The 22,549-nt window shown below is 70.7% G+C and carries 22 protein-coding genes and 2 pseudogenes; 10 read left to right on the plus strand and 14 right to left on the minus strand.

All coding sequences use genetic code 11. The features are described from left to right. Window positions 1–88: 88 nt before the first annotated feature. The gene (locus ACIQCZ_RS00715; protein ID WP_402278394.1) at window positions 89–718 is read right to left on the minus strand and encodes a response regulator; all 630 of its coding nucleotides are present in this window, start codon (window positions 716–718) and stop codon (window positions 89–91) included. Beyond that, on the minus strand, window positions 715–2,034 hold the full coding sequence (locus tag ACIQCZ_RS00720) for a sensor histidine kinase (protein WP_402278396.1): 1,320 nt from the start codon (window positions 2,032–2,034) through the stop codon (window positions 715–717). The genes ACIQCZ_RS00715 and ACIQCZ_RS00720 overlap by 4 nt, the downstream gene beginning before the upstream one ends. A 231-nt stretch (window positions 2,035–2,265) precedes the next feature. On the opposite strand from ACIQCZ_RS00720, the gene ACIQCZ_RS00725 reads away from it, so the two are divergent. Both ACIQCZ_RS00725 and ACIQCZ_RS00730 read left to right on the plus strand, forming a co-directional pair. Further along, window positions 2,266–2,823, plus strand: a complete 558-nt coding sequence (locus ACIQCZ_RS00725) for a heme-binding protein (protein ID WP_402278398.1) — start codon at window positions 2,266–2,268, stop codon at window positions 2,821–2,823. A gap of 205 nt (window positions 2,824–3,028) precedes the next feature. Further along, window positions 3,029–4,438, plus strand: coding sequence for a M1 family metallopeptidase (locus ACIQCZ_RS00730; RefSeq protein ID WP_402278400.1), 1,410 nt, complete (start codon window positions 3,029–3,031; stop codon window positions 4,436–4,438). A 27-nt stretch (window positions 4,439–4,465) separates the two neighbouring features. Here the strand turns inward: ACIQCZ_RS00730 and ACIQCZ_RS00735 are convergent, their stop codons facing one another. Both ACIQCZ_RS00735 and ACIQCZ_RS00740 read right to left on the minus strand, forming a co-directional pair. Further along, the gene (locus ACIQCZ_RS00735; protein ID WP_402278402.1) at window positions 4,466–6,046 is read right to left on the minus strand and encodes a M4 family metallopeptidase; all 1,581 of its coding nucleotides are present in this window, start codon (window positions 6,044–6,046) and stop codon (window positions 4,466–4,468) included. A 253-nt stretch (window positions 6,047–6,299) separates the two neighbouring features. After that, entirely contained in the window at window positions 6,300–6,875 is a 576-nt protein-coding gene (locus ACIQCZ_RS00740; protein WP_402278404.1) for a TerD family protein, read from the minus strand. Between the two features lie 207 nt (window positions 6,876–7,082). On the opposite strand from ACIQCZ_RS00740, the gene arfB reads away from it, so the two are divergent. Beyond that, complete coding sequence (gene arfB, locus ACIQCZ_RS00745) at window positions 7,083–7,517, plus strand: alternative ribosome rescue aminoacyl-tRNA hydrolase ArfB (RefSeq protein ID WP_402278406.1); 435 nt, start codon at window positions 7,083–7,085, stop codon at window positions 7,515–7,517. 36 nt (window positions 7,518–7,553) lie between these two features. Here arfB and ACIQCZ_RS00750 read toward each other — a convergent pair whose 3' ends face one another. Then, on the minus strand, window positions 7,554–8,060 hold the full coding sequence (locus tag ACIQCZ_RS00750) for a flavin reductase family protein (RefSeq protein WP_402278408.1): 507 nt from the start codon (window positions 8,058–8,060) through the stop codon (window positions 7,554–7,556). A gap of 367 nt (window positions 8,061–8,427) precedes the next feature. Here ACIQCZ_RS00750 and cdgB point away from each other — a divergent pair, with 367 nt between their 5' ends. From cdgB to ACIQCZ_RS00770, 4 genes and pseudogenes are all read left to right on the plus strand, one after another. Further along, complete coding sequence (cdgB, locus tag ACIQCZ_RS00755) at window positions 8,428–10,071, plus strand: diguanylate cyclase CdgB (protein WP_402278410.1); 1,644 nt, start codon at window positions 8,428–8,430, stop codon at window positions 10,069–10,071. Between the two features lie 152 nt (window positions 10,072–10,223). Next, window positions 10,224–11,171, plus strand: a complete 948-nt coding sequence (locus ACIQCZ_RS00760) for a CBM35 domain-containing protein (protein WP_402278412.1) — start codon at window positions 10,224–10,226, stop codon at window positions 11,169–11,171. A gap of 109 nt (window positions 11,172–11,280) precedes the next feature. Next, complete coding sequence (locus ACIQCZ_RS00765; RefSeq protein ID WP_402280149.1) at window positions 11,281–11,409, plus strand: group II intron maturase-specific domain-containing protein; 129 nt, start codon at window positions 11,281–11,283, stop codon at window positions 11,407–11,409. Then, window positions 11,410–11,625: pseudogene (locus tag ACIQCZ_RS00770) on the plus strand (IS1380 family transposase); the annotation flags it as partial. Window positions 11,626–11,686: 61 nt separating this feature from the next. On the opposite strand, the pseudogene ACIQCZ_RS00775 reads toward ACIQCZ_RS00770, so the two are convergent. The 8 genes and pseudogenes from ACIQCZ_RS00775 to ACIQCZ_RS00810 form a co-directional block, all read right to left on the minus strand. Then, window positions 11,687–11,881: pseudogene (locus ACIQCZ_RS00775) on the minus strand (hypothetical protein); the annotation flags it as partial. Between the two features lie 302 nt (window positions 11,882–12,183). After that, window positions 12,184–12,534, minus strand: a complete 351-nt coding sequence (locus ACIQCZ_RS00780) for a peptidase inhibitor family I36 protein (RefSeq protein ID WP_402278414.1) — start codon at window positions 12,532–12,534, stop codon at window positions 12,184–12,186. A 317-nt stretch (window positions 12,535–12,851) separates the two neighbouring features. Next, window positions 12,852–13,058, minus strand: a complete 207-nt coding sequence (locus tag ACIQCZ_RS00785; RefSeq protein ID WP_402278416.1) for a hypothetical protein — start codon at window positions 13,056–13,058, stop codon at window positions 12,852–12,854. A gap of 82 nt (window positions 13,059–13,140) precedes the next feature. Next, entirely contained in the window at window positions 13,141–13,992 is an 852-nt protein-coding gene (locus ACIQCZ_RS00790) for a ketose-bisphosphate aldolase (protein ID WP_402278418.1), read from the minus strand. Window positions 13,993–14,051: 59 nt separating this feature from the next. Continuing rightward, window positions 14,052–15,032 (minus strand): 1-phosphofructokinase family hexose kinase, encoded by a 981-nt coding sequence (locus ACIQCZ_RS00795; RefSeq protein ID WP_402278420.1) that lies wholly within the window; start codon window positions 15,030–15,032, stop codon window positions 14,052–14,054. A 170-nt stretch (window positions 15,033–15,202) separates the two neighbouring features. Next, a complete protein-coding gene (gene nagA, locus ACIQCZ_RS00800) occupies window positions 15,203–16,357 on the minus strand; it encodes an N-acetylglucosamine-6-phosphate deacetylase (RefSeq protein ID WP_351075252.1) in 1,155 nt (384 codons plus the stop codon). After that, window positions 16,357–17,289 carry an ROK family protein gene (locus ACIQCZ_RS00805; RefSeq protein ID WP_402278422.1) on the minus strand — a complete coding sequence of 311 codons (933 nt, stop codon included), beginning with the start codon at window positions 17,287–17,289 and terminating at the stop codon, window positions 16,357–16,359. Before ACIQCZ_RS00805 ends, nagA begins: the two co-directional genes overlap by 1 nt. Window positions 17,290–17,402: 113 nt before the next feature. Further along, window positions 17,403–18,311: a sugar isomerase gene (locus ACIQCZ_RS00810; RefSeq protein ID WP_351075249.1), complete on the minus strand. Its 909-nt coding sequence runs from the start codon at window positions 18,309–18,311 to the stop codon at window positions 17,403–17,405. Between the two features lie 276 nt (window positions 18,312–18,587). On the opposite strand from ACIQCZ_RS00810, the gene ACIQCZ_RS00815 reads away from it, so the two are divergent. The 3 genes from ACIQCZ_RS00815 (at window position 18,588) to otsB (ending at window position 21,210) form a co-directional block, all read left to right on the plus strand. After that, entirely contained in the window at window positions 18,588–19,841 is a 1,254-nt protein-coding gene (locus ACIQCZ_RS00815) for an extracellular solute-binding protein (RefSeq protein ID WP_402280151.1), read from the plus strand. 43 nt (window positions 19,842–19,884) lie between these two features. Next, window positions 19,885–20,151, plus strand: coding sequence for a DUF3263 domain-containing protein (locus ACIQCZ_RS00820; RefSeq protein WP_351075248.1), 267 nt, complete (start codon window positions 19,885–19,887; stop codon window positions 20,149–20,151). Between the two features lie 180 nt (window positions 20,152–20,331). Beyond that, on the plus strand, window positions 20,332–21,210 hold the full coding sequence (gene otsB / locus ACIQCZ_RS00825; protein WP_402278425.1) for a trehalose-phosphatase: 879 nt from the start codon (window positions 20,332–20,334) through the stop codon (window positions 21,208–21,210). A gap of 69 nt (window positions 21,211–21,279) precedes the next feature. On the opposite strand, the gene ACIQCZ_RS00830 is transcribed toward otsB, so the two are convergent. After that, window positions 21,280–22,311 carry an ArsR family transcriptional regulator gene (locus ACIQCZ_RS00830; protein ID WP_402278427.1) on the minus strand — a complete coding sequence of 344 codons (1,032 nt, stop codon included), beginning with the start codon at window positions 22,309–22,311 and terminating at the stop codon, window positions 21,280–21,282. Window positions 22,312–22,549: the final 238 nt, after the last annotated feature.

Below are 22,549 nucleotides of genomic sequence, written 5' to 3' on the forward strand. Positions count from 1 at the left end.
GAGCACGGGCCGACGCCGGGGCGGGTGGCTGCTGGTGCGGCCCGTACCGCGGCGGTCCTCGCCGGGTCCACCGGTGCCGGTCCGGGGGCTAGGGGAGCAGCCGCTGCTCCTTCGCCACGGCGACGGCGCCCGCGCGGGTGTCGACGCCGAGTTTGTCGTAGATGCGGCCCAGGTGGGTCTTCACCGTGGCCTCGCTGATGAACAGGGCGCGGGCGATGTCCCGGTTGCCCAGGCCCTGGGAGAGCTGGGCCAGGATGTCGAGTTCGCGGTCGGTGAGGCCGGGCCGGGGCTTGCGCATGCGGGCCATGACGCGGCTGGCCACGGGCGGGGAGAGCGTGGTGCGGCCCTGGGCGGCCGAGCGGATCGCGGCGAACAGCTCCTCCGGGCGCTCGGCCTTCAGCAGATAACCGGTGGCGCCCGCCTCGATGGCGCGGGTGATGTCGGCGTCCGTGTCGTACGTGGTGAGAACCAGGACGTGGGCATCGGTGGCGGCGATGCGGCGGGTGGCCTCGACGCCGTCGATGCCCTCGCCGAGCTGGAGGTCCATCAGGACGACGTCCGGGGCGAGCCTGGCGGCCAGGGCGACGGCCTCCTCACCGCTGCCGGCCTCGCCGACGACCTCGATGTCCGGTTCGCTGCCGAGCAGCGCGAGCAGCCCGGCGCGTACGACGGCGTGGTCGTCGCAGAGCAGGATGCGTACGGGCGGCTCGGCGTTCATACGGGGTCCTTCGGGGCGGGGGCGGGCGTGACGGGGTCCTCCGGGGCGGCGGGCGTGAGAGGGACGGCGGCGGACAGGACCGTGCCCTCGCCCGGTGCCGACTCGATCGTCAGCGTGCCGCCGAGCTGGTGCAGCCTGGCGCGCATCGCGGGCAGCCCGTGGCCGCGTACGCCGTCGGCGGGTCCGGAGCGCCCGGCGGGTGTGAAGCCCTGCCCGTTGTCGGCGATGTCCAGGACGATCCGGTCGTCGAGACGGGTCAGCGTCAGCGCGGCCTCCGTCGCGTGCGCGTGCTCCTTCACATTGGCCAGGGCGCCCTGTGCGATGCGCAGCAGAGCGGACTGCACCCGGTCGGGCGGTGCGGTGTGCTGTTCTCCCTCCACATGGCAGCGGACGGTGAGCCGCCCCTGCGCCTGCGCCGTCTCGCGTGCGGCCAGTGCGTGCAACGCCGCCTCCAGGCCGCCGCCCTCCGCGAGATCGGCCGGGGCCAGGTCGTGGACGAAGCGACGGGCCTCGGCGAGACTGCGTTCCGCGATGCCCGTCGCCGTACGGACATGGCGGCGGGCGGTCGCGGGGTCGGCGTCCCAGGTGCGGTCGGCGGCCTGGAGCAGCATCTGCTGGCTGGACAGGCTCTGCGCGAGGGTGTCGTGGATCTCCATCGAGAGCCGCTGGCGTTCCGCGAGGGTTCCTTCGCGGCGTTCGGTGGCGGCCAGTTCGCGGCGGGTGCGCAGCAGGTCGTCGATCAGTTCGCGCTGCCGCACGGCCTGACGCTGCATATGGACGAAGACCGCTGTGGCGACGGCCGCCACCGCGGGCGGTGCGAGCACCAGGTTCGGGTCGAAACCCTCGGCCAGTCGCAGCTGTGCGGCGACGACGAACAGGGTGAGCAGGGCGACGAGCACGAGTGCGGCGCGTGGCGGAAGGATCCGCAGCCCGGTGTAGAACAGCGGGACCGCGCACCACGCGAAGCTCGGCGCGAGGACGACCAGCACCATCCACACGGCGACCAGCACCCCCAGCCACACCAGGCTGCGCGGTGTGGGACGCGAACCGAGCACCGGTCCGAGCACGTACAGCACGGCCAGCGCGACGGAGAGCGCGATGATCCAGGGGGTGCGGCCCTCGCCGGGGTGCCGCAGCAGGAAGCGGGCGAGCGAGGCACCGAGCAGCAGGAAGAACGCGGCGTGCATCAGGAGCGTGAGCCGGCGTGCTTCGGGGTCGCCGCTCCCGCCCGTTCCGGTGCCGTCGGTCCGTCCCCGGCCGGTGCCGTCGGTCCGTTCCGTGACCGTGCCGGGTGCCGATCGGGTTCGGTGCTTCACCTTGTGCCCTCGCTCCTCACCGTCGTCATCGGCACTGCTGACCTGCACAGACACATCCATGGTCACCCCGGACGGCCACCCCCGCATCAACCGATCGGCCGATGGGGCCGTCGGTCGTCCCGCGCGTGGCATCGAGCCGGTCCGTCGACCGTACGGCGCCCGGCGCGGCCGGAGGATCGACGACAGAGCGGAAGAAGCTCATCCACCGAACTGCTGCCGAAGGAACCCACCATGAAGAAGCTGTCGCCGCGTACCCGCGTCCTGACCGGTGCCGTCGCCGCCGTCGCCCTCGGCGCCGGGACCTTCGGCGCCATGTCCGCCAACGCCTCCACCCCGGCCGCCGCGCCCGCCGCCGCCGTCCAGGCCGACACCGCGAACCGCAACCTCCAGCAGACCACCCACCTGACCGTGGCCGCCGCCACCAAGGCCGCGCAGGCCACCCTCGACGCCGCGCAGAAGGAGAACCAGCGTGTCTCCGTCGCCGTCGTCGACCGCAACGGCAACACCATCGTGACGCTGCGCGGCGACGGCGCCGGCCCGCAGTCGTACGAGTCGGCCGTGAAGAAGGCGTACACCGCCGTCTCCTGGAACGCGCCCACCTCCGAGCTGGCCAAGCGCCTGCAGCAGGCCCCGACCCTCAAGGACATCCCCGGCACCCTGTTCCTCGCGGGCGGCGCCCCGGTGCAGGTCAAGGGTGCCCCGGTGGCGGCCGTCGGCGTGGCCGGAGCCCCCAGCGGTGACCTCGACGAGAAGTTCGCGACGGTCGGCGTCGCAGCCCTCGCCAAGTAGTCCGAGCGGCCCGTCCGCCCCGCGGGGCGGGCAGGCCCGCGGGGCGGGCAGGCCAGGCGAACAAGGTCCTGCGGCCCGCCGCCCGGCGCGCGTCATTCCGGCCCCGCCCGGCCCGCTTCCCCCACCTGGCTCACCCCCGCCCCGCGCCCGGCCGCCCCGCCGCGCCGTCCGTGCCTAGGATCGTCCCGTGCCTAGGATCACGTGTGTGGATCACCGAACACCGGTTCGCTGTACGGCACGCAACGCCGCCCTCGCCCTGCTGGTCCTGACGACCTCGACCGGTTGTGCCGGAGGAGTCGAAGGCACCCCCGGCGCGGCCGGTCTGCACGACCCGTACTTCCCGAGGCTCGGCAACGGCGGTTACGACGTCACGCACTACGACCTCGCCCTCGACGTCGACGCGCCCGCCCGCCGGCTGCGCGGCACAGCGACCATCACCGCGCGCGCCACCCAGGACCTCAGCGCCTTCAACCTGGACCTCGTCGGACTCACCGTGCAGTCCGCGACCGTCGAGGGCCGCCCGGCCGCGGTCAACCGGGCAGGCCACGAGCTGACGCTGCGTCCCGACGCCGACATCGGGAGCCACCTCCGCAAGGGCAGGACGTTCCGTACCGTCGTCCACTACTCCGGCACCCCGCAGACCATCACCGACCCGGACAAGTCGAAGGAGGGCTGGCTGAGGACCGCGGACGGAGCGGTCGCGCTCGGTGAACCGACCGGGTCCATGGCCTGGTTCCCCGGCAACAACTACCCGAGCGACAAGGCGTCGTACGACATCACCGTCACCGTCGCCAAGGGGCTGACGGCCGTCTCCAACGGCGAGCTGGCGTCCCGCGCGACCTCCGACGGCACCACCACGTACCACTGGCACGTCGCCGAACCGATGGCGAGCTATCTCGCGACGGTGGCCATCGGCCGGTTCGACACGAAGTCGTCGACCACCCCGGACGGCATCAAGGTGTTCACCGCCGCGGACACGAAGGTGGCGGCGGACAGCGCGCGGGTGCTCGCCCGTGTTCCCGAGGTCGTGAAATGGGAGGCGGAACGTTTCGGCCCGTACCCCTTCTCCGCCACGGGCGCGATCGTCGGGCGTCCCGGGGACGCCGGATACGCGCTGGAGACCCAGAACCGGCCGTACTTCCCGGGCCCGCCGAGCACCGGGCTGCTCGTCCACGAGATGGCGCACCAGTGGTTCGGGAACTCCGTCACGCCCGAGAGCTGGCGGGACATGTGGCTCAACGAGGGCTTCGCGACCTACGCGGAGTGGATGTGGGAGGCCGACAAGAACGACAACCCGGTCCAGGACCGCTTCGACGCCGCCTTCGAGGACGACGACAACTGGGCCTTTCCGCCCGCCGATCCACCGACGGCCGCGGACATCTCGCAGGCGCCGGTGTACGGGCGCGGGGCGATGGTGATCCACAAGATCCGGCAGGCCGTGCACGACGACAAGAGGTTCTTCGCGCTCATCAAGGGCTGGACGAAGGCCCACCGGCACGGCAACGCGTCCACCGCCGACTTCACCGCCTATGTGGAGAAGACGACCGGTCAGGATCTGACGAAGCTGTGGAACACCTGGCTGTACGGCAGGAGCCGGCCCGCCTCGGAGGGCTGACCGGCTCCCGTGCGCGGGCGGGTGGCGCTACTTCACGTTGACGCCGCTCCACGCGGCGTCGACGGCTTCGAGTTCGGCGCTGTCCGCCCCGTACAGGTCGGTCGCCGCCTTCTCGGTCGCCGTGCGGGCGGCCGCGTAGTCGGTGCTCGACGTCATGTACTCGGAGAGGGCCTTGTACCAGATCTGGACGGCCTTGTCCCGGCCGATGCCGGTGACCGTGGAGCCGTCGGCGGTCGGGGAGTCGTAGTCGACGCCGTTGATCGTCTTCGCGCCGCTGCCCTCGGACAGCAGGTAGAAGAAGTGGTTGGCGACGCCGGAGGAGTAGTGCACGTCGAGGTCGCCGACGCTGCTGTCCCAGTAGTCCGCGGAGCCGCCGTCCTTGCTCGGCTTGTCCATGTAGCGCAGCGGGGTGCCGTCGCCGTTGATGTCGATCTTCTCGCCGATGAGGTAGTCGCCGACGTCCGTGCTGTTGTCGGCGGAGAACTCCACCGCGGTGCCGAGGATGTCGCTGGTCGCCTCGTTGAGTCCGCCGGACTCGCCGAAGTAGTCGAGGTTGGCGGTGGACGCGGTCAGGCCGTGGCTCATCTCGTGGCCCGCGACGTCGAGAGCGGTGAGGGCGCTCTTGTTGTCGGCGCCGTCGCCGTACGTCATGCAGAAGCAGCTGTCGTCCCAGAAGGCGTTGACGTACGCGTCGCCGTAGTGGACCCGCGAGTACGCGGCCTTGCCGTCACCGGCGATGCCGTCGCGGCCGAACGCCGACTTGTAGAAGTCCCAGGTCTTCGCCGCACCGTAGGCGGCGTCGACGGCGGCGGTCTGGCGGTCGTTGCCGGTGCCGTCGCCCCAGGTGTCGTCGTCGTCCGTGACGAGGGAGCCGGTGCCGCTCTCGCCCTGGTTGAGGTCGTACGTCTTGTGGCCGCCCCGGTCGCCGTCGGTCAGCTCGAAACCGGAGCCGGTCTTGGTGGTCGTCAGATCGACCTGGCCGCTGTACTGGCTGTTGCCGATGCCGGTCTCGATCGCCTCGTAGCTCTGGAGCATCTTGCCGGTGGTCGCGTCGGTGATGACGTGCAGCCTGCTGGGCGTGCCGTCCTTCTGCACCCCGGTCCGCACCGTCTCGAAGGCGAGGACGGGCTTGCCGTCGCCCGCCCAGATCACCTTGCGGGCGGCGGCCGCGGTCTTGATCCTCGCCGTCGTCGACGGCACGGATATCCGGGCCTTGGTCGCCTTGGTGACGCCCTTGAGCCCGCCGCCGGGAGCGGTGTGGGTGACCAGGTCGCCGCCGATGACCGGGAGCCCGGCGTAGGTGCGCTCGTAGCGGGTGTGGACCGTGCCGTCGGCGTCCTTGATCACGTCACGGACGATCAGCTTCTCCTTGCTGCCGAGGCCGAGGGAGTCGGCGGTCGAAGAGGCGTCGGCCTGGGCGGACTTGATGGCGGCGGTGCGCTGCGAACCGCTGTTCGCGGCGAAGGGGACGGTGCTGCGAGAGGCGGAGGGGGCGTCGGCGCCGTTGTCCGGGGCGGCGTTCGCCGATCCGGTCTGGACGCCGACGACGACCATCGCGGCCACGGCGGCCAGGGCTGCGGCGCGACGGGTGTTCATGTGGGGGGTCATGTGTTCTCCGTTGCTCGTTCCGTGGGGGGTTACGAGCGGAGAGCGTGCCACCGAATGACCAGGATTGACGGTGTACTAACAAATGCCTCACATTTTTTTGACCACTTCTTGTCCGAATGAAGTGCGCTTGTGTTCGCTATTCGGCGGGATCCAGGGGAAGTTGTGCAACATCGCGCACACGCACGGGAGCCCCCGGCCGCGGGTGACGCGGCCGGGGGCTCCCGGTGTGTACGGATCTACCGGCTGCGGAACGTCAGAGGTTGACGCCGAAGTCCTGGGCGATGCCGCGCAGGCCCGAGGCGTAACCCTGGCCGACCGCGCGGAACTTCCACTCCGCACCGTTGCGGTAGAGCTCGCCGAAGACCATGGCGGTCTCGGTGGCGGCGTCCTCGCTCAGGTCGTAACGGGCGATCTCCGTGCCCCCGGCCTGGTTGACGATGCGGATGAAGGCGTTGCGCACCTGGCCGAAGTTCTGGCTGCGCGTCTCGGCGTCGTAGATCGAGACCGGGAAGACGATCTTGTCGACCCCGGCCGGCAGGCCCGCCAGGTTGACGTTGATCTGCTCGTCGTCGCCCTCGCCCTGGCCCGTGACGTTGTCACCGGTGTGGACGATGGTCTGGTCCGGCGTCGACTTGTTGTTGAAGAAGACGAAGTGGCCGTCGGAGACGACCTTGCCGCCGGCGTCCACCGCGATCGCCGAGGCGTCGAGGTCGAAGTCGGTGCCGGTGGTGGTGCGGACGTCCCAGCCGAGGCCGACCGTGACGGCGGTCAGGCCCGGGGCCTCCTTGGTGAGCGAGACGTTGCCGCCCTTGGACAGGCTTACAGCCATGGGAAGTCCCTTTCATCGTCGAGTGCGGGCTTCATGCCATCAAGAAGCTACCGTCACAGGTCATAACGCGGACGGGGGACCAAGAGGTTCCTTCTCCCTTTGCTTTCTTTACCGAAGTCCCCCCGGTCGGCCCGATGTCCTGCCTGTGCCGTACGGCACGGCCCGTACGGCAAAAGAAGGTGGCGAACGCCCCGTGGGCCGGGGAACATGGGTGTCATGTCCGGGCCCTATGTCATCCGCGGTTCGGTCTCCCTGCCGGAGGCCGAGCTCATGTGGCGTTTCTCGCGGTCCTCCGGGCCCGGCGGGCAGCACGTCAACACCAGCGACTCCCAGGTGGAGCTCCGCTTCGACCTCGCGGCGACCGAATCGCTTCCCGAGGTGTGGAAGGAGCGGGCGCTCCAGCGTCTGGAGAGCAGGCTGGTGGACGGAGTGATCTCGGTACGGGCGTCCGAACACCGCTCCCAGTGGCGCAACCGGGAGACGGCGCTCGTGCGGCTCGCCTCCCTGCTGGCCGAGGCCACGGCGCCGCCCCCCAGGCCGCGCCGCAAGACCAGGATTCCGCGCGGTATCAACGAACGCCGGCTGCGCGAGAAGAAGCAGCGCGGCGAGACGAAGCGCGGGCGCTCCGGCCGTGACTGGTGACGACGCACGACCGGCCGCGCGGCGGTCGGGGGAGACTCACCCCAACTGCCGGTACCGCCCCCGGAAGTACGTCAGCGGCGCCCCGTCGCCGCTCGGCAGGGCCGCGCTCAGCACCCGGCCGATCACCAGCGTGTGGTCGCCCGCCAGGACCCGCTGCTCGGTCCGGCACTCCAGCGTGGCCAGCGCGCCGCCGACCAGTGGCGCGCGGGTGGTCTCTCCCCTGGAGAAGGGGATGTCCTCGAACAGCAGCCGGTCGCTGATCCGGCCCTTCATCGCGAACCGTCCGGCGATGTGCCGCTGGCTCTCGGCGAGCACGGAGACCGCCCACAGCGGCTGCTCCGCCAGCAGATCGTCCATCCGTGAGCCGTTGCGCAGACTGACCATGACCAGCGGCGGGTCCAGCGACACCGACATGAAGGCGGTCGCCGTCATCCCGACGTCCTCGCCGCGTCCGTTCTCGTCCAGGGGCGGCTCCTCGGCGGTGATCAGCACCACTCCGGCGGCCAGCCGGGCGAGGGCGCCACGGAACTCGTCGTTGCTCACCCCCTCAGCATGGGGGATGGGCTCGGAACGCGGGGCGGGGGATTTCGTCTGCAACACACCCGGCACGCTAGCCGCGCCCGCCGTCCCGCCGCATCGGACCAGGGGACCAGGCCGGTCCTAGGACCCCGGTCACGGCTGCGGCGGCCGGTACTGCAACGCCCGGATTTGCGTTCAAGAAAAGGACGGACCGCGGCCGCGCGGCACGCACGCCCCTTTACCATCTGTTGTGACTTGAGTCACAGAGTGCAATATTTGCTGACCCTGTGTACCGACTGCACAGCTCACTGTGATTCAGTTGCCGTGACACTGCAGTAAGTACGTCGATATGAAACCTGGAGTGCTGTCGAGGTCTCGGGGAGTGCGAGCAATGGAGGCCGAGTCGGAGCCGTACGTCCGTCTTGCGACGCTGCGGCAGCTGCACCAGGCCGTCGCCGATCTCAACACGGCGCGGAGCCTGGCCGACACACTGCAGACCGTGGCCGACGGAATCGTCGCCGGTCTCGGCTACGAGCTGGCCTGTGTGAACCTGGTCCGTGCCGACGGCGATCTCGTCGTCGCCGCCTTCGCGGGCAACAGTGCGGCGGAAGCCCTCATCACCGGCCGCGTCGGCTCGCGCAGCTCCTGGGAGCGCCGGCTCTCGATGGGCGAGGAGTGGGACGAGCTCCGCTTCATACCCCACACCGACGGCTGGGTCCTCCTCGACGACGACGTACCGCAGTGGCACACCGACGGGCCCGATCCCCGCTTCGAGGACGAGTGGCACCCCCAGGACCGCCTCTACGCCCCGATGTACGCGTCCGGCGGCGGCCCCGATCTGCTGGGCGTCATCTCCGTCGACCGCCCCCGCAACGGCCGCCGCCCCGGCGCCTGGGGCCGCGAGGCCCTCCAGATGTACGCGTCGCAGGCGGCCATTGCGATCAGCAACGCCCGGCTGAGAGCAAACATGCAGCGCGCCCTGGTCCGTCTGGAGCGGGAGCAGCAGGCGCTGCGGGCCAGCGAGGAGTCCTTCCGGCAGGCCTTCGAGTACGCGCCCAGTGGCATGGCCATCGCCGAGATGGGCGGCGACCAGCACGGCCGGCTGCTGCGCGCCAACGACGCCCTGTGCCGGCTGCTCGGGCGCCCGGCGTCCGTGCTGCGCCGTTACTCCTTCGCCGACCTCGTCCACCCCGAGGACATCGGCACCCTGCTGCGCACCTCCGCCGAGGGCGGCCGGGCCGAGTTGCGGCTCGGCCGGCGGGACGGCACCTACCTCTGGGTGTCGCTGCGCAACTCCGTCGTGGCCGACACCGCGGACGGCCCGCGCTTCCTGCTCACCCACGTCGAGGACATCGAGGAGCGCAAGCGCCACGAGCTGCATCTCGCGCACCGCGCCTCGCACGACGCGCTCACCGGTCTGCCCAACAGCGCCGAACTGCGCTCCCGGCTCGGTGCCCGGCTCTGCGAGCGCCCGCACTCGGTGGCCACCACCCCGGTCGAGGCGCTGGACGCCGCGTACGCCGACGCCGACGATCCGGACGCGCGGACGCACGGCCACGACGTGGACGCGGCGCCCGGCGGGCCGTACGACCACCACGTGCATTCCGTCGCACCCGACACCGAGAACGACGACGGGGCGAAGGGCCTCGCGGTCCTCTTCTGCGACCTCGACGGCTTCAAGTCGATCAACGACCGCTTCGGCCACCACACAGGCGACGCCGTGCTGATCGAGGTCGCCCGGCGCCTGACCACCTGTGTCCGCGACGGCGACACCGTCGCCCGGCTCGGGGGTGACGAATTCGTCGTGCTCGCCGACGGACTCGGTGCCGCGGACGCCGCGGACCTGGCCGTACGCCTTCGTAACGCCATCATTCCGCCCATCCGGGTCGACGGGCGGGCGGTGCGTGTCGGGGCGAGCTTCGGCATCGGCTGGGCCGCCTGCGGCATGACCGCCGAAGAGGTGCTGCGCTCCGCGGACCAGCGGATGTACGTGGAGAAGCGGTCCCGGGCGAAGGTTCACCGCAGGGCCGGCTGATGTTCAGGGCGGCGCCTTTCCCGCGCACGGCGGGGGTTGCGTGGCGCAAGACGGCAATTCTTGGCGCGGGCCGTTCGGGGTAGGCTCGGCCGGTCGGCCACGGCTGGCGATTTTCGGCGACGGCTGGCGACATGGTGAGGAGTGACCCAGGGATGACGGCCGGGAACAACGGCGCAAACACGCCCGAGGACGACGATCCGTTCGGCTACCTGTACGAGGACGGACAGGCAGCGGGCGCCCAGCCGCCGAGGCAGGGCGGTTACGGCTACCCTCCGGTGGCTCCGCAGCCCGGTGTGCCCCGGACGTCGTACAACCAAGTGCGTACCGTCGGCGAGCGCCAGTACGGGCAGCAGGTGCCGCACCAGCAGGCGTACGGCCAGCCGAACGCGCAGTACGCGGCCCCGGAGACGTACCCCGGCGCCCCCACCGCGCAGGTCCAGCAGCAGGGCGGCCGCGGCCGCACCGGCGGCCCCGGCAAGGGCGGCCCGAACACCAAGGGCCTGCTGATCGGCGCGGTCGCGGTGGTCCTGGTCGTCCTCATCGGTATCGGCGCCGCGCTGATCACGGGCAACGACAAGAACAAGAAGAAGGACGAGGCCACCTCCTCCGCCGGTCCCGGCAGCCAGGTGCAGGAGTCCCCGAAGCCCAAGCCGTCCACGAGCTCCGAGGCCCCGGCCGAGCTGCCCAAGCAGGACGCGGCGACGCTGAAGCTCGGCGGTTCGGCCACCCTCGACAAGGCCATCAAGGGTGCGGAAGGCCCTAACGGCTCGTACGTCACCGGCTTCAACGCGGTCGGGTCGTCCGTGACGTGGAGGGCGAACATGCAGACCAGCGGTTCGTACCGGCTGACGGTGCGTTATGCGATCCCTGCCAAGGACGCCAACGCCACGCTGACGGTCAACGGGAAGCCGAACTCGCAGCCGATCGGTCTCAAGAACTTTGTCCACTCCTCGGACCCGGACTGGGAGAAGAACTGGCAGACCACCTGGGCGCCGGTCGACCTGATCAAGGGGGAGAACGAGATCAGCATCTCTTGTCAGGACGGGAATCAGTGCGACGTGATCCTGGATTGGCTGGAAGTCACCCCTGCGAACGGTTAGCCCACTGAGGGCGAACGCTTTGCGGCCTCTCCTGGTGTCCGAACCTGGGAGAGGAAGGAGATCCGTGCCCTGAGGGGCGCGGAGACCCTCGCTATCCTGCGGGCGATCAATCCGATCGTTCCGCGGGTGGGCGGCCCACTACCGGACGGTGGTGTCCAAGGAGGTCTTCGTCTCGCTGGGCTCCTATCTGTGGCAGCTCACCTACCGGTGGGCTCTGCACAGGCACCCGAAGATCTAGGTTAGTGCCGATGGTCCGGGGGTGGTCGGGCACGCCGGGTCACGGCTGCTGGCGGATCTTGCCGATGCCACTGGTCTTACCGCTGCGCACTCCACCGCGCTCAGGCCGCTTCGGCCGCTCGGGACCGGGCGTGATCCGGGCCGGATCGCCACCGATCTGGGGGTGACGCTCGCCAATGGCGGCGAGGTCGTTGCGGATCTGGCCGTACTGCGGGACCACCAGCGAGACCGGCTTCGCGCATGAGCCGCTCGACCCGTTTGCAGCCGACATGAAACGCCCTCGCGCTTGAGGCGGCATGCACGCGTGGCGAGCCATAGATTGTGTCGGAGTCCTCGTGAACCTGCCGGGTTTTCACGGTCAGCTCGGCGTCCCGGCGGTGCCGTTCGCACGCTTCTTTTCCGCGCGGTACCACCGGAGGAAGGGATGTGCAGTTCCCGGAGTACGGGCTCGACTCCCAGGTGAGGGTGCTCATCGATGAGCACCCTCACCTGGGCCGGGTCGGATCGAGCTGCGCGGCGAAAAAGCCGAGGCCCTCCACAGGGCCTCGTTCGCCCGGCGCAGTTCCCGCCCCTCGCGCCTGGCCACGATTTCCAGCACCTCGCTGCACTGCCCCGACCCGCTGGCTGACCGGCAAATCCCTGTCCGCCCACGCCCCGAGGACCAAACCACCGCGCCGCGACTACGCCGCGCCCTGTTCAAGAATTTTTAAATTACCTCGGCCACCCAACAGTTGGTGATAGGCGAAGCCGCCTCATCTCAACCGAAACAGCAAGGTTAATTAGCCCAGACTTCAACCCCCGTAACGGTGGAACCGGTGTTGTCCGAGTAGGTGCCCGGTTTCAGAGTGACTAGCTTGGTGCCCTCGCCGCAGCCGGTGCTGATGTGCCAGAGCACTATGCGATAGGACGTCTGGTTCGAGACGGACCGGGCAGATTTGAAGGGATAGCAGCCGGGATCTTGAAAGTAGACGGTCCTGGTTCCAGTCCTGTTCGTTCCCGACCATCCGCAGAAATATCCTTTTGGACAGGTATTGGGATCAGCCGCCGCAGCCGGGGTGACAAAGCTGCCGCCCAGTAACGCACCGGCCGCAGCCGCGATCGTCAGGCTTTTCCTGAGTATGCTCATATGGGATTCCTTCTATCTAATGACTCCCCCGCGTGGGGAATGCACGTATAACTTTCACGGATCCATACCTTTAAGTAAAGGCGCGGCAAGGGTGTCAGCCTGAAACCGTACCTAGTCGATTTGTGCGATTCATACCGATTCTTCCCGACCCGGGAATTCCCTGGTTAGGGGGATAGTTCCCCTCATACTTGGCGACCTTGACGCGTGCGTCACCTACCCTCGGCATATGTATCTATGGCTGATTCTTTACATACGGCTACCCGTCGTAGGGGCTGATGGATGTGTAGGCCTTGGTTGCATTGGGCGCGCTTGGTGATCTACTCACACGAACCTGCGGCGAGTTCCAGGTCGCGCACGGGCAGCTTGTCCTGACGGCGGGCGATATCGATGTTGGCCCACGTCACGGCCTCGTCCAGCTTGGTGAGGACAACGGACTTCTCGGGGGAGTTGGATGTATGGCCTACGGGGAGAGTTCTGATGCGGTCGTGGCGACGCTCCGCGACGCCCACCCGGAAGACACTCACCTGTTTAAGCCCGACCGACCTGCGATGAGCCAGGATGAGAAAACTCCATTGTTCGGCGCGCGCAACGCGCTGCGTGCCGTGCTCAGCCCATCAGGGCCAGGAACCCCGCCACCGTCGCGGCCATCGCCTCGCGCCCCGGGGCGATGTACTTCCTCGGGTCCACGCCCGTGGCGTTCTCGGCCAGGTAGGCCCGTACCGCGCCGGTGAACGCCGTGTTCAGCGCCGTGCCCACATTGATCTTGACCATGCCGGAGGAGGCGACGGCCTGTCGGATCTCGTCGTCCGGGACGCCGCTGGAGCCGTGCAGCACCAGCGGGACCGGGACGGCGTCGCGGAGCCGACCGATCAGGGCGTGGTCCAGGGCGGCGGTGCGCTCGGTCATGGCGTGCGAGGAGCCGACCGCGACGGCCAGCGCGTCCACTCCGGTGTCGCGGACGTACGCGGCGGCCTCGGCCGGGTCGGTGCGGACGCCGGGGGCGTGGGCGTCGAGCGGGGCCTCGCCCTCCTTGCCGCCGACCTTGCCGAGTTCGGCCTCGATCCAGATGCCGCGCTCATGCCCCCAGGCCACCGCCTCGGCCGTGGCGCGCACGTTCTCCTCGTACGGCAGCTTGGAGGCGTCGAACATGACCGAGCCGAACCCCTCGGTGTGCGCCTGGTGCAGCAGCTCCACGGACTCGACGTGGTCGAGGTGGAGGGCGAGGGGGGCGTCGGAGGCGCGGGCGACGGCGGCGGCCGCGGCGGCGACGGCGGAGAGCCGACCGCCGTGGAACTTCACGGCGTTCTCGGAGATCTGCAGGATGGCGGGTGCCCCGGCACGCTCGGCGCCGGCCGCGATGGCCTCCGCGTGCTCCAGCGTGATGACATTGAAGGCGGCGATTCCGCGTCCCTCGGCCTGTGCGGCGGAGACGAGTTCACCGGTGCTGACGAGCGGCATGCTGACCTCTTGCTACTTCTTCGGACCCGCGCTCGGGCGGGTTCGGTACGGGCGCGGCCTCAGGCCGCCGTTGCGTGTTCCTCGACGCCGACGCGCGGCAGCAGCTCCTCGTACGCCGCGCGGTCGAAGTCCCCGGCCGTCGGGGAGAGCACGGTCGCCGTCGACAGTGCCACCGCCCGCCGCAGCCGGTCCGGCCAGCTCAGCCCCTCGACGAGGCCGGACAGCAGTCCGGCCACCGCGGAGTCGCCCGCACCGGTCGGATTGCCCCGGACCCTGGCGGGCGGGGACGCCTGCCAGACGCCGTCGGGGGTGACCGCCAGCATGCCGTCCGGGCCCAGGGACGCGACGACGCCGTGCGCACCGCGGCGGCGGGCGTCGCGGGTGGCGCGCAGCGGTTCGCGGGAGCCGGTGAGCTGGGCGAGCTCGTTCGCGTTGGGCTTGATCAGGTCGGGGCGGGCGGCGATACCGCGGCGCAGGGGTTCGCCACTGGTGTCCAGGAGGACCGGGACGTCCGCCGCACGGGCCAGGCGGACCAGTTCGGCGTAGGCGCCGACGTGTATGCCGGGCGGCAGGCTGCCGCAGAGGGCGACGGCGTCGGCCCCGGTGAGGAGCTCCTCGTAGCGGCCGAGGAGTGCGGCCCATTCGTCGGCGCTGACGAGCGGGCCGGGTTCGTTGAGCTGGGTGGTGTCGCCGGTGGCCCGGTCGACGACGGCGATCGTGCGGCGGGTGTTCCCGGCGACGGTGACGAGGGCGTCGGTGATCGGCGCGACGGCCGGCGCGGTGCCGGTGCCGGCCGCCGGATCCGTGTCCCGTGGCGCCGGTGCGGCCAGCAGCTCGCGCAGTACGGCTCCGGTGGTGCCCCCGGCGAATCCGGTGACCGCCGTGTCGTGGCCGAGGGCGGACAGCACCCGTGCCACGTTGAGGCCCTTGCCGCCGGGGCGCTCGGACATGTCGCTGACGCGGTGGCTGGCGTGCGGGACGAGTTCCGGGACGCCGTACGTCAGGTCGAGTGCCGTATTCAGTGTGACCGTCAGGATCACCGCGGCCGCTCCCTCGATCCCTGCTCTGGAGCGCGAATCCTTGGACGGAATGCGCTTTCTCTGCCTGTTTCCAAGGCGATCATGTCAAAGAGGTGGCGGTCGGCCCAGACCTCCGGACCAACCGCCGTCTCTTCGTTACGCATTCGGTTCGCCGTCGACAACGGGTCGAATCAGCCGATCTGCGGATCGATGATCCATTCGCCCTTGCGCATGACGCCCTTGAGCGTGAAGTCCGCGTCCAGCACCACCAGGTCCGCGTCCTTGCCCGGCTCCAGCGAGCCGACCCGGTCGTACACGCCGAGCAGCCGTGCCGGGTTGGCGGAGATGGACTGTACGACGTCGTCGACCGGGATCCGGTCGATGGTCACGGCACGGTGGAACGCGGTGTCCAGGGTGAGCGTGGAGCCCGCGATCGAGTTGCCCTCCACCAGCCGTGCGACGCCGTCCTTGACCTCGACCGCGAGCGGGCCGAGCTGGTACCGGCCGTCGCCGAATCCGGCCGCGTCCATGGCGTCGGTGATCAGCGCGACGCGGTGGGCGCCCGCGTGGTGGTACGCCAGCTCCAGGGCGGCGGGGTGCAGATGCGTACCGTCGTTGATCAGCTCGACGGTGATCCGCTCGTCCTCCAGGAGGGCGGCGATAGGACCGGGCTCGCGGTGGGCGAGCGGCGGCATCGCGTTGAACAGGTGCGTGGCGACGGTGGCGCCCGCGTCGATCGCCTCGACGGTCTGCTCGTACGTCGCGTCGGTGTGCCCGATCGCGGCGATCACGCCGTGCTCGGCGAGCAGCCGCACCGACTCGATGCCGCCGGGCAGTTCGGTGGCGAGCGTGAACATCTTCGCGGTGCCGCGCGCCGCGTCCATCAGCTTGCGGACCTCGGCCGGGTCCGGGTGGCGCAGCAGGTCCTCGCTGTGTGCGCCCTTGCGGCACGGCGAGATGAACGGTCCCTCGAAGTGGATACCGGCCAGGTCGCCCTGCTCGACCAGCTCGGAGAGGACGCCGGCCCGCTGGGCGAGGAAGTCCATCTCGCCGGTGACGGTGGAGGCGACCAGGGTGGTGGTGCCGTGCTCGCGGTGGGTGCGGATGCCGGTGAGGACCTCGTCCACGGTGCCCGAGGTGAAGGACGCGCCGCCGCCGCCGTGGTTGTGCATGTCGACGAAGCCCGGGACCACCCAGTGGCCGCTCAGGTCGACGGTCGGGGCGCCCTCCGGTACCGAGCCGGCGATCCGGGTGCCCTCGACGATCACCCGGCCGTCCTCGACGGTGCCGGTGGGAAGCACCACCCGGGCACCTGCGAGAACTGTGCTGTCTGCGCGTCCGGCCATCAGGCGGATACCTCCGTGGAGAGAAGATCCCAGGCGAGCAGCCCTGCGCCCAGGCATCCGGCGGTGTCCCCGAGGGCCGCCGGGACGATGTGGGGCAGCTTCTGGAACGTGACACGTTCCTCGACGGCCGCACGGAGTGGTGTGAACAAGGTTTCCCCGGCCTCGGCGAGCCCGCCACCGATGATGAGGGCGCGCGGGTCGAGCAGCGTCAGCGCGGTGACCAGCCCGGCGGCGAGCGCGTCCACCGCGTTCCGCCAGACCTCCACGGCCGCCGGATCGCCCGATTCGACGGCCTTCGCGCAGTCGGCGGCGTCCGCCGTCGGGTCGCCGGACGCGGCGGCCCAGGCGCGGGTCACCGCGGAGGCGGACGCCAGGGTCTCCAGGCAGCCGCGCTGACCGCAGCCGCAGTCCGGGCCGTCCGGCCGGACCACGATGTGGCCGATCTCGCCCGCGTACCCGTGTGCGCCGGACTCGATGGTGCCCGCGATGCCGATGGCCCCGGCGATCCCGGTGCCCAGCGGTACGAAGAGGAAGCGGTCGGCTCCCTTGCCCGCGCCGATCCGGCCCTCGGCGAGCCCGCCGGTGCGCACATCGTGGCCGAGCGCGACGGGGACACCGCCGAGCCGCGCGCCGAGCAGGTCCCGCATGGGTACGTCGCGCCAGCCCAGGTTCGAGGCGTAGACCGCGATCCCGTTCTCCGCGTCGACGATGCCGGGCACGGCGACACCGGCCGCGACGGCGCTCTCGCCGAGGTGCTCCTCGCCGTACGCCCGCAGGTCCGCGGCGAAGGCGAGGATCGACTCCACGACGGCATCGGGGCCGCGCTCTCTGCCGGTCGCCCGCCGCGCCTCGTACAGGAGGGCGCCATCGGCCCCGACCAGTGCGGCCTTCATTCCGGTGCCGCCCACATCGAGGGCGATGACGTGTTTCACGGGAAACAGTTTCGCCCGAGGAACCCCGATAGGTCTAGTCCACTAGTGCGGTTTGTTGCGCATACATACAAAATCACCGCCGCGGTGTCGCCGCAGCGACCCGAGCAGCGGACTCAGGACGAAAGGATCACGCTGCGCGAGAGGTTGCGCGGACGGTCCGGGTCGTACCCCTTCGACTCCGCGAGCGCCACCGCCAGCCGCTGCGCCCGGATCAGATCGGCCATCGGGTCCGCGGTGGCGTGCGCGACCAGCGTGCCGCCCACCCGTGCCACCTCGCCGGCGAGCCCCTCGGGCAGCGGACCGAACACCCACGCAACCCGGTGAGGTCCGGTGATCGAGATCGGGCCGTGGCGGTACTCCATGGCCGGGTACGACTCCGTCCAGGCGCCCGCCGCCTCGCGCATCTTCAGCCCGGCCTCCTGCGCCAGACCGTACGTCCAGCCGCGCCCCAGGAACGTCCACTGCTCGGCCGAGACCACCGCCTCGTCCAGCGGTTCCGTCACCGCGAGTTCCGCGTCGACCGCCGCGGCGGCCACCGTCTTCACCCCGGCCGGAAGCGGACCCGACGCCTCCAGGCCGGCCCGCAGAAACGCCAGCGCGGTGGTGGCGAACCGGGTCTGGACGACCGACTCCTCGTCCGCCCAGTCCAGTACGGCCACCGTGTCGGCGGCGTCCATCACCGGCGTCCTCGGGTCGGCGGTCAGCGCGACGGTGGTGACCTTGCCGCGCAGCCCGGCGAGGAGTTCCAGCACCTCGGTCGTCGTGCCGGAGCGGGTGATCGCCACGACCCGGTCGTACGGCCGCCCGGCCGGGAACTCCGACGAGGGGTACGCGTCCGTCTCGCCCTGCCCGGCCGCCTCGCGCAACGCCGCGTACGCGATGGCCATGAACCAGGAGGTGCCGCACCCGGTGACGGCGACCCGCTCGCCCGGACGCGGCAGCCCGTCGAACACCGCCCCGGCCTCCGCGGCACGCCGCCAGCAGTCGGGCTGGGTGGCAATTTCCGATGCGGTACGCGACATGCTCGACGGCTCCTTGCGGCGTGGAACGGTGACGGGGAGGGCGCTGCGGTACGGCGATGGAGGGAAGACCCGGCCCTCGAAGAGCCTTGCGCCGCAACCTGCTTAGCAGTCGGCGCAGGTCAAGGGCAATGCCCCCGCGCGGCAACGGCTCGTGGATTCGGTGGTGTTGTCAAAGCGATACCGCTCTGGCGTAGACCTTCGGCGATCGCTCGGGGGAGGATCACAGCTCATTCGAAGGCCCCCACGAGGACGGACTGGGCTGTGCAGCGGCGCTACTTGGGACTGATCGCGGCCGGGGCCGCGCTGGCGTTGACGGCGACGTTGACGGGATGCGGCGGCGGGAGCGGCGGCTCGGGGGACGTCACCCTCAGGCTCGTCGCGGCCGACTACGGCAACAGCGCGGCCAACAGTTCCAAGAAGTACTGGGCCGCACTCGTGAAGGGTTTCGAGGCGTCCCACCCCGGCATCAAGGTCGAGGTCAGCGTCTATTCGTGGAAGGACGTCGACCGCGAGGTCGCCGGGATGGTGAAGCGGGGACAGGCCCCCGACATCGCCCAGATCGCCTCGTACGCCGACTACGCCGAGGCGGGCAGGCTCTACCGGGCCGACGAACTGCTGAACATCACCGCCCAGGCCAACTTCCTGCCGCGCCTGGCCGACGCGGGCAGCGTGAACCGCACCCAGTACGGGCTGCCGTTCGTCGCCAGCACCCGGTTGCTCTTCTACAACAAGAAGCTCTTCGCCCAGGCGGGCCTGGCCGCCCCGCGGACCTGGAACGACATACGCGACGACGCGACGGTGCTCGAACAGCGCGGTGTGACATACCCGTTCGCGCTGCCGCTCGGTCCGGAGGAGGCCCAGGGCGAGACCATGATGTGGCTGCTGAGCGGGGGCGGCGGCTACATCGACGACGCGGGCTCGTACGAGATCGACTCGGCCGAGAACGTCAGGACCTTCGACTGGCTGAAGACGAACCTGGTCGACAAGGGCCTCGTCGGCCCCGTGGCCCCCGGCAGGCTCGACCGGGCCAAGGCGTTCGCCGCGTTCACGCGCGGCGAGGTCGGCATGCTGAACGGTCATCCGACCCTGATGCAGGAGGCCGAGAAGAAGGGCGTCTCCGTCGGCATGGTGCCGCTGCCCGGTGTCGGCGGCCCCACCAAGGGCTCGATGGGCGTCGCCGACTGGATCATGGGATTCAAGCAGCGCGGCCACCGGGTGCAGCTGGGCAAGTTCTTCGACTATCTGTTCACCGACAAGAACGTCATCGACTTCGCCGACGAGTACGGCCTGCTGCCGGTCACCGACAGCGCCTCCGCGGCGATGGAGTCCGACCCCCGGTACAAGCCGCTGCGGAAGTTCCTGGCCGCGCTGCCGAACGCGGAGTTCTACCCGTACGGCAAGACGTCCTGGGCCCGTGCCAGCGAGTCGATCAAGGAGAACATCGGCAGGGCGGTCGAGCCCAACGGCAGCCCCGAGAGCGTGCTGGGGCGGATCGCGCGGGAATCGGCGGCGGCCGAGCACGCGGAGTGACGACCCGGTGGCGGCCCTCCGGCCGGGCGATATGTTGGCTGATATGACCACCCCCACGAACGGCACCGACGACACGAACGGCCCCGCCGGACTCTCCGACCGGGACCGCGCCGTGCTCGCCGTCGAGCGGCAGTCGTGGGCCGGCCCCGGGGCGAAGGACCGCGCGATCCGCGAGCGGCTCGGCATCTCGCCCACGCGCTACTACCAGCTGCTGAACGCCCTGCTCGACGACCGCCGCGCGCTGGAGGAGGACCCGGTGACGGTGAACCGCCTGCGCCGGGTCCGGCAGGCACGGCGAGGGCGCCGCTGAAGCCGCCGGTCCCTCCCGGCCGGCCGCGGGCGCCCCGCAACGGTCCGGGACGGCTCGCCGGTTCGATGCGGCACGCGTCCGCGGCAGCCGTCCGCGACGCGGTCCGTCACGCCGCGGACGCCGTCCGTATGCCACGTCGCCCATGGCTGTGCCGGGTGGTACGCCTATAGGCTCGGCCCCATGGGCAGCAACCCGCACGCACCCGCGCCGAGCGAGATCCCGTCCGAGCTCCCGACCCCCGCCACCCCACCCGGCCGAGAAGCCCTGGCCGCGATCCTCGCGCGTCCGGACCGTGCCGTCGTCGCGCTCGATTTCGACGGGACCCTCGCCGACATCGTCCCCGACCCGGACCAGGCCCGCGCCCACCCCGGCGCCGTCGACGCGCTCGTCGCGCTCGCCCCGAAAGTGGCCTCCATCGCCGTGATCACCGGCCGCCCGGCCGGCGTCGCGGTCCGGTACGGCGGCTTCGCCGGAGTGCGAGGACTGGACCACCTCGTCGTCCTCGGCCACTACGGCGCCGAACGCTGGGACGCCGTCTCCGGCACCGTCCACGCCCCCGCCCCGCACCCCGGTGTGGCCGCGGTCCGCGCCGAACTCCCCGGCGTGCTCGACCGGTTCGACTCCTGGCACGGCACCTGGATCGAGGAGAAGGGGCAGGCCCTCGCCGTCCACACCCGCCGCGCCGCCGACCCATCGGCCGCGTTCGAGGCCCTGCGCGAGCCCCTCGGCGAGCTCGCCGCCCGGCACGGGCTGATCGTCGAACCGGGCCGCCTGGTCCTGGAGCTGCGCCCGCTGGGCATGGACAAGGGCGTGGCGCTCGCCCAGTACGTACGGGAGATGGACGCCGAGTCCGTCCTGTACGCGGGCGACGACCTGGGCGATCTCGCCGCGTACGCCGCCGTGGAGAAGCTCCGCACCGAGGGCCCCGACGGCATCCCGGGCCTGCTGGTCTGCAGCGGCAGCGCGGAGGTCCCCGACCTGGCCGAGCGCGCCGACCTGCTGCTGAACGGCCCGGAGGGCGTCGTCGAATTCCTCTCGGTTCTGGCGCGGCACCTCTAGGGCCGTGGCCTGCAGGGCTTGCCGGGCCGGTGAACTCTTCGGCCACAGCACCAGGTTCTTCCGTTCGGGTCAGGCCGGACCTGCAGGGTCCGGACGGCCGTTCAGCATGGCGGAACCGAGGGGGGTCACCGCGTGCACGACGGTGCTGCCGTGGCGGGTGGTGGAGATGAGTCCGGACTGTCGTAGCACGGTGGCGTGCTCGCTGGAGGTGGCCGGGGAGACCGACAGGAGTTCGGCGAGTTGTCCGGTGGTACAGGGGGTTTGGCCGATGGCGTCGAGTGCTTGGGCGCGGGTCCGTCCGAGGAGAGCGGCCAGAGCGCGGTGGGTTCCGCTTCCTGGCCCGGTGAGCATGTCGGCGGAGTCGGAAACGCTACGGATGACAGGGACGAACAGTACGAGCGGGGCCTGGTCGTCCGCCGCGCTGCTGTAAGCGATGGGACGTGTGCGGCAGAAGGCGGAAGGCACCAGCGTGAGGCCTCGGCCGCCCAGGGTGACCTCCCCGGTCAGCGCGCCGCGTCCGATCTCCAGTACCGGGGAGCTCCAGCGGAAGCCCGGCGGCAGTCCCGCGAGCATGGCCTCGACACCGGAACTCGCGAGGACGCGGGCGTGGCTGGTCTGTTCCGACTGAAGCCGTGACCGTATGCGTGACCAGTGGGGGGCCACGGCGACGCGGTGATAGCCGTGGAGAAAGCGCACCAGTTCCTGACGGGCGGCACGGTCGTGGGCGAGGTCCGACCACGACGTTCCGGCCCAGGGGGCGGTGCGCCCGGCGTAGGGGGCGAGGGCGGCGAAAGCCCCTGCCAGTTCGTTCTGCACGTGGTCCGGGCGGGCGGCCCCGAGGGCTTCCAGGCCTTCCTCCAACGACTGGGCGGGCCCGGTGACGGTGAACAGGTCCAGGGCCCCACCGCAGAAGAGCCCCGAGGCAGGGTGAGCGGGTGCTTCCGATGCGCGGGACACGCGTTGGCGCCATCCCCCGAACAGCGCCTCGGTGTTGCTCTGCCGCAGGGTCGTCAGGCTGAGGAACGTCTCCCCGAGCGGGCCCCAGGTGGTCAGGACTCTCGTCCTGGCGAGATCTTCCGATGTGAAGTGAATGCGCAGCATGGAGAACCTTCCACTTGCCCGTCCTCGGACCACCCAGTCTTCTTCTTCTCCGGGCGGTCGCAAGCAGCCTTCAAGTCCCGGTTCCACATGGCGAGTTCCGGAAATCACCCGTTTCGGCGGAGATCACCGGGGGTCTTGGGCAGGCGCTTCGGCCAGGACCGAAAAGGCTGGCCCGGCCTGCCGGGCGTCAGCAGGATTGCGGTCGAAGCAGGCGAGGCGCACAGGCCGACGACCGGTG

It is taken from the genome of Streptomyces sp. NPDC093149 (genome assembly GCF_044754145.1).
Lineage (GTDB): Bacteria > Actinomycetota > Actinomycetes > Streptomycetales > Streptomycetaceae > Streptomyces.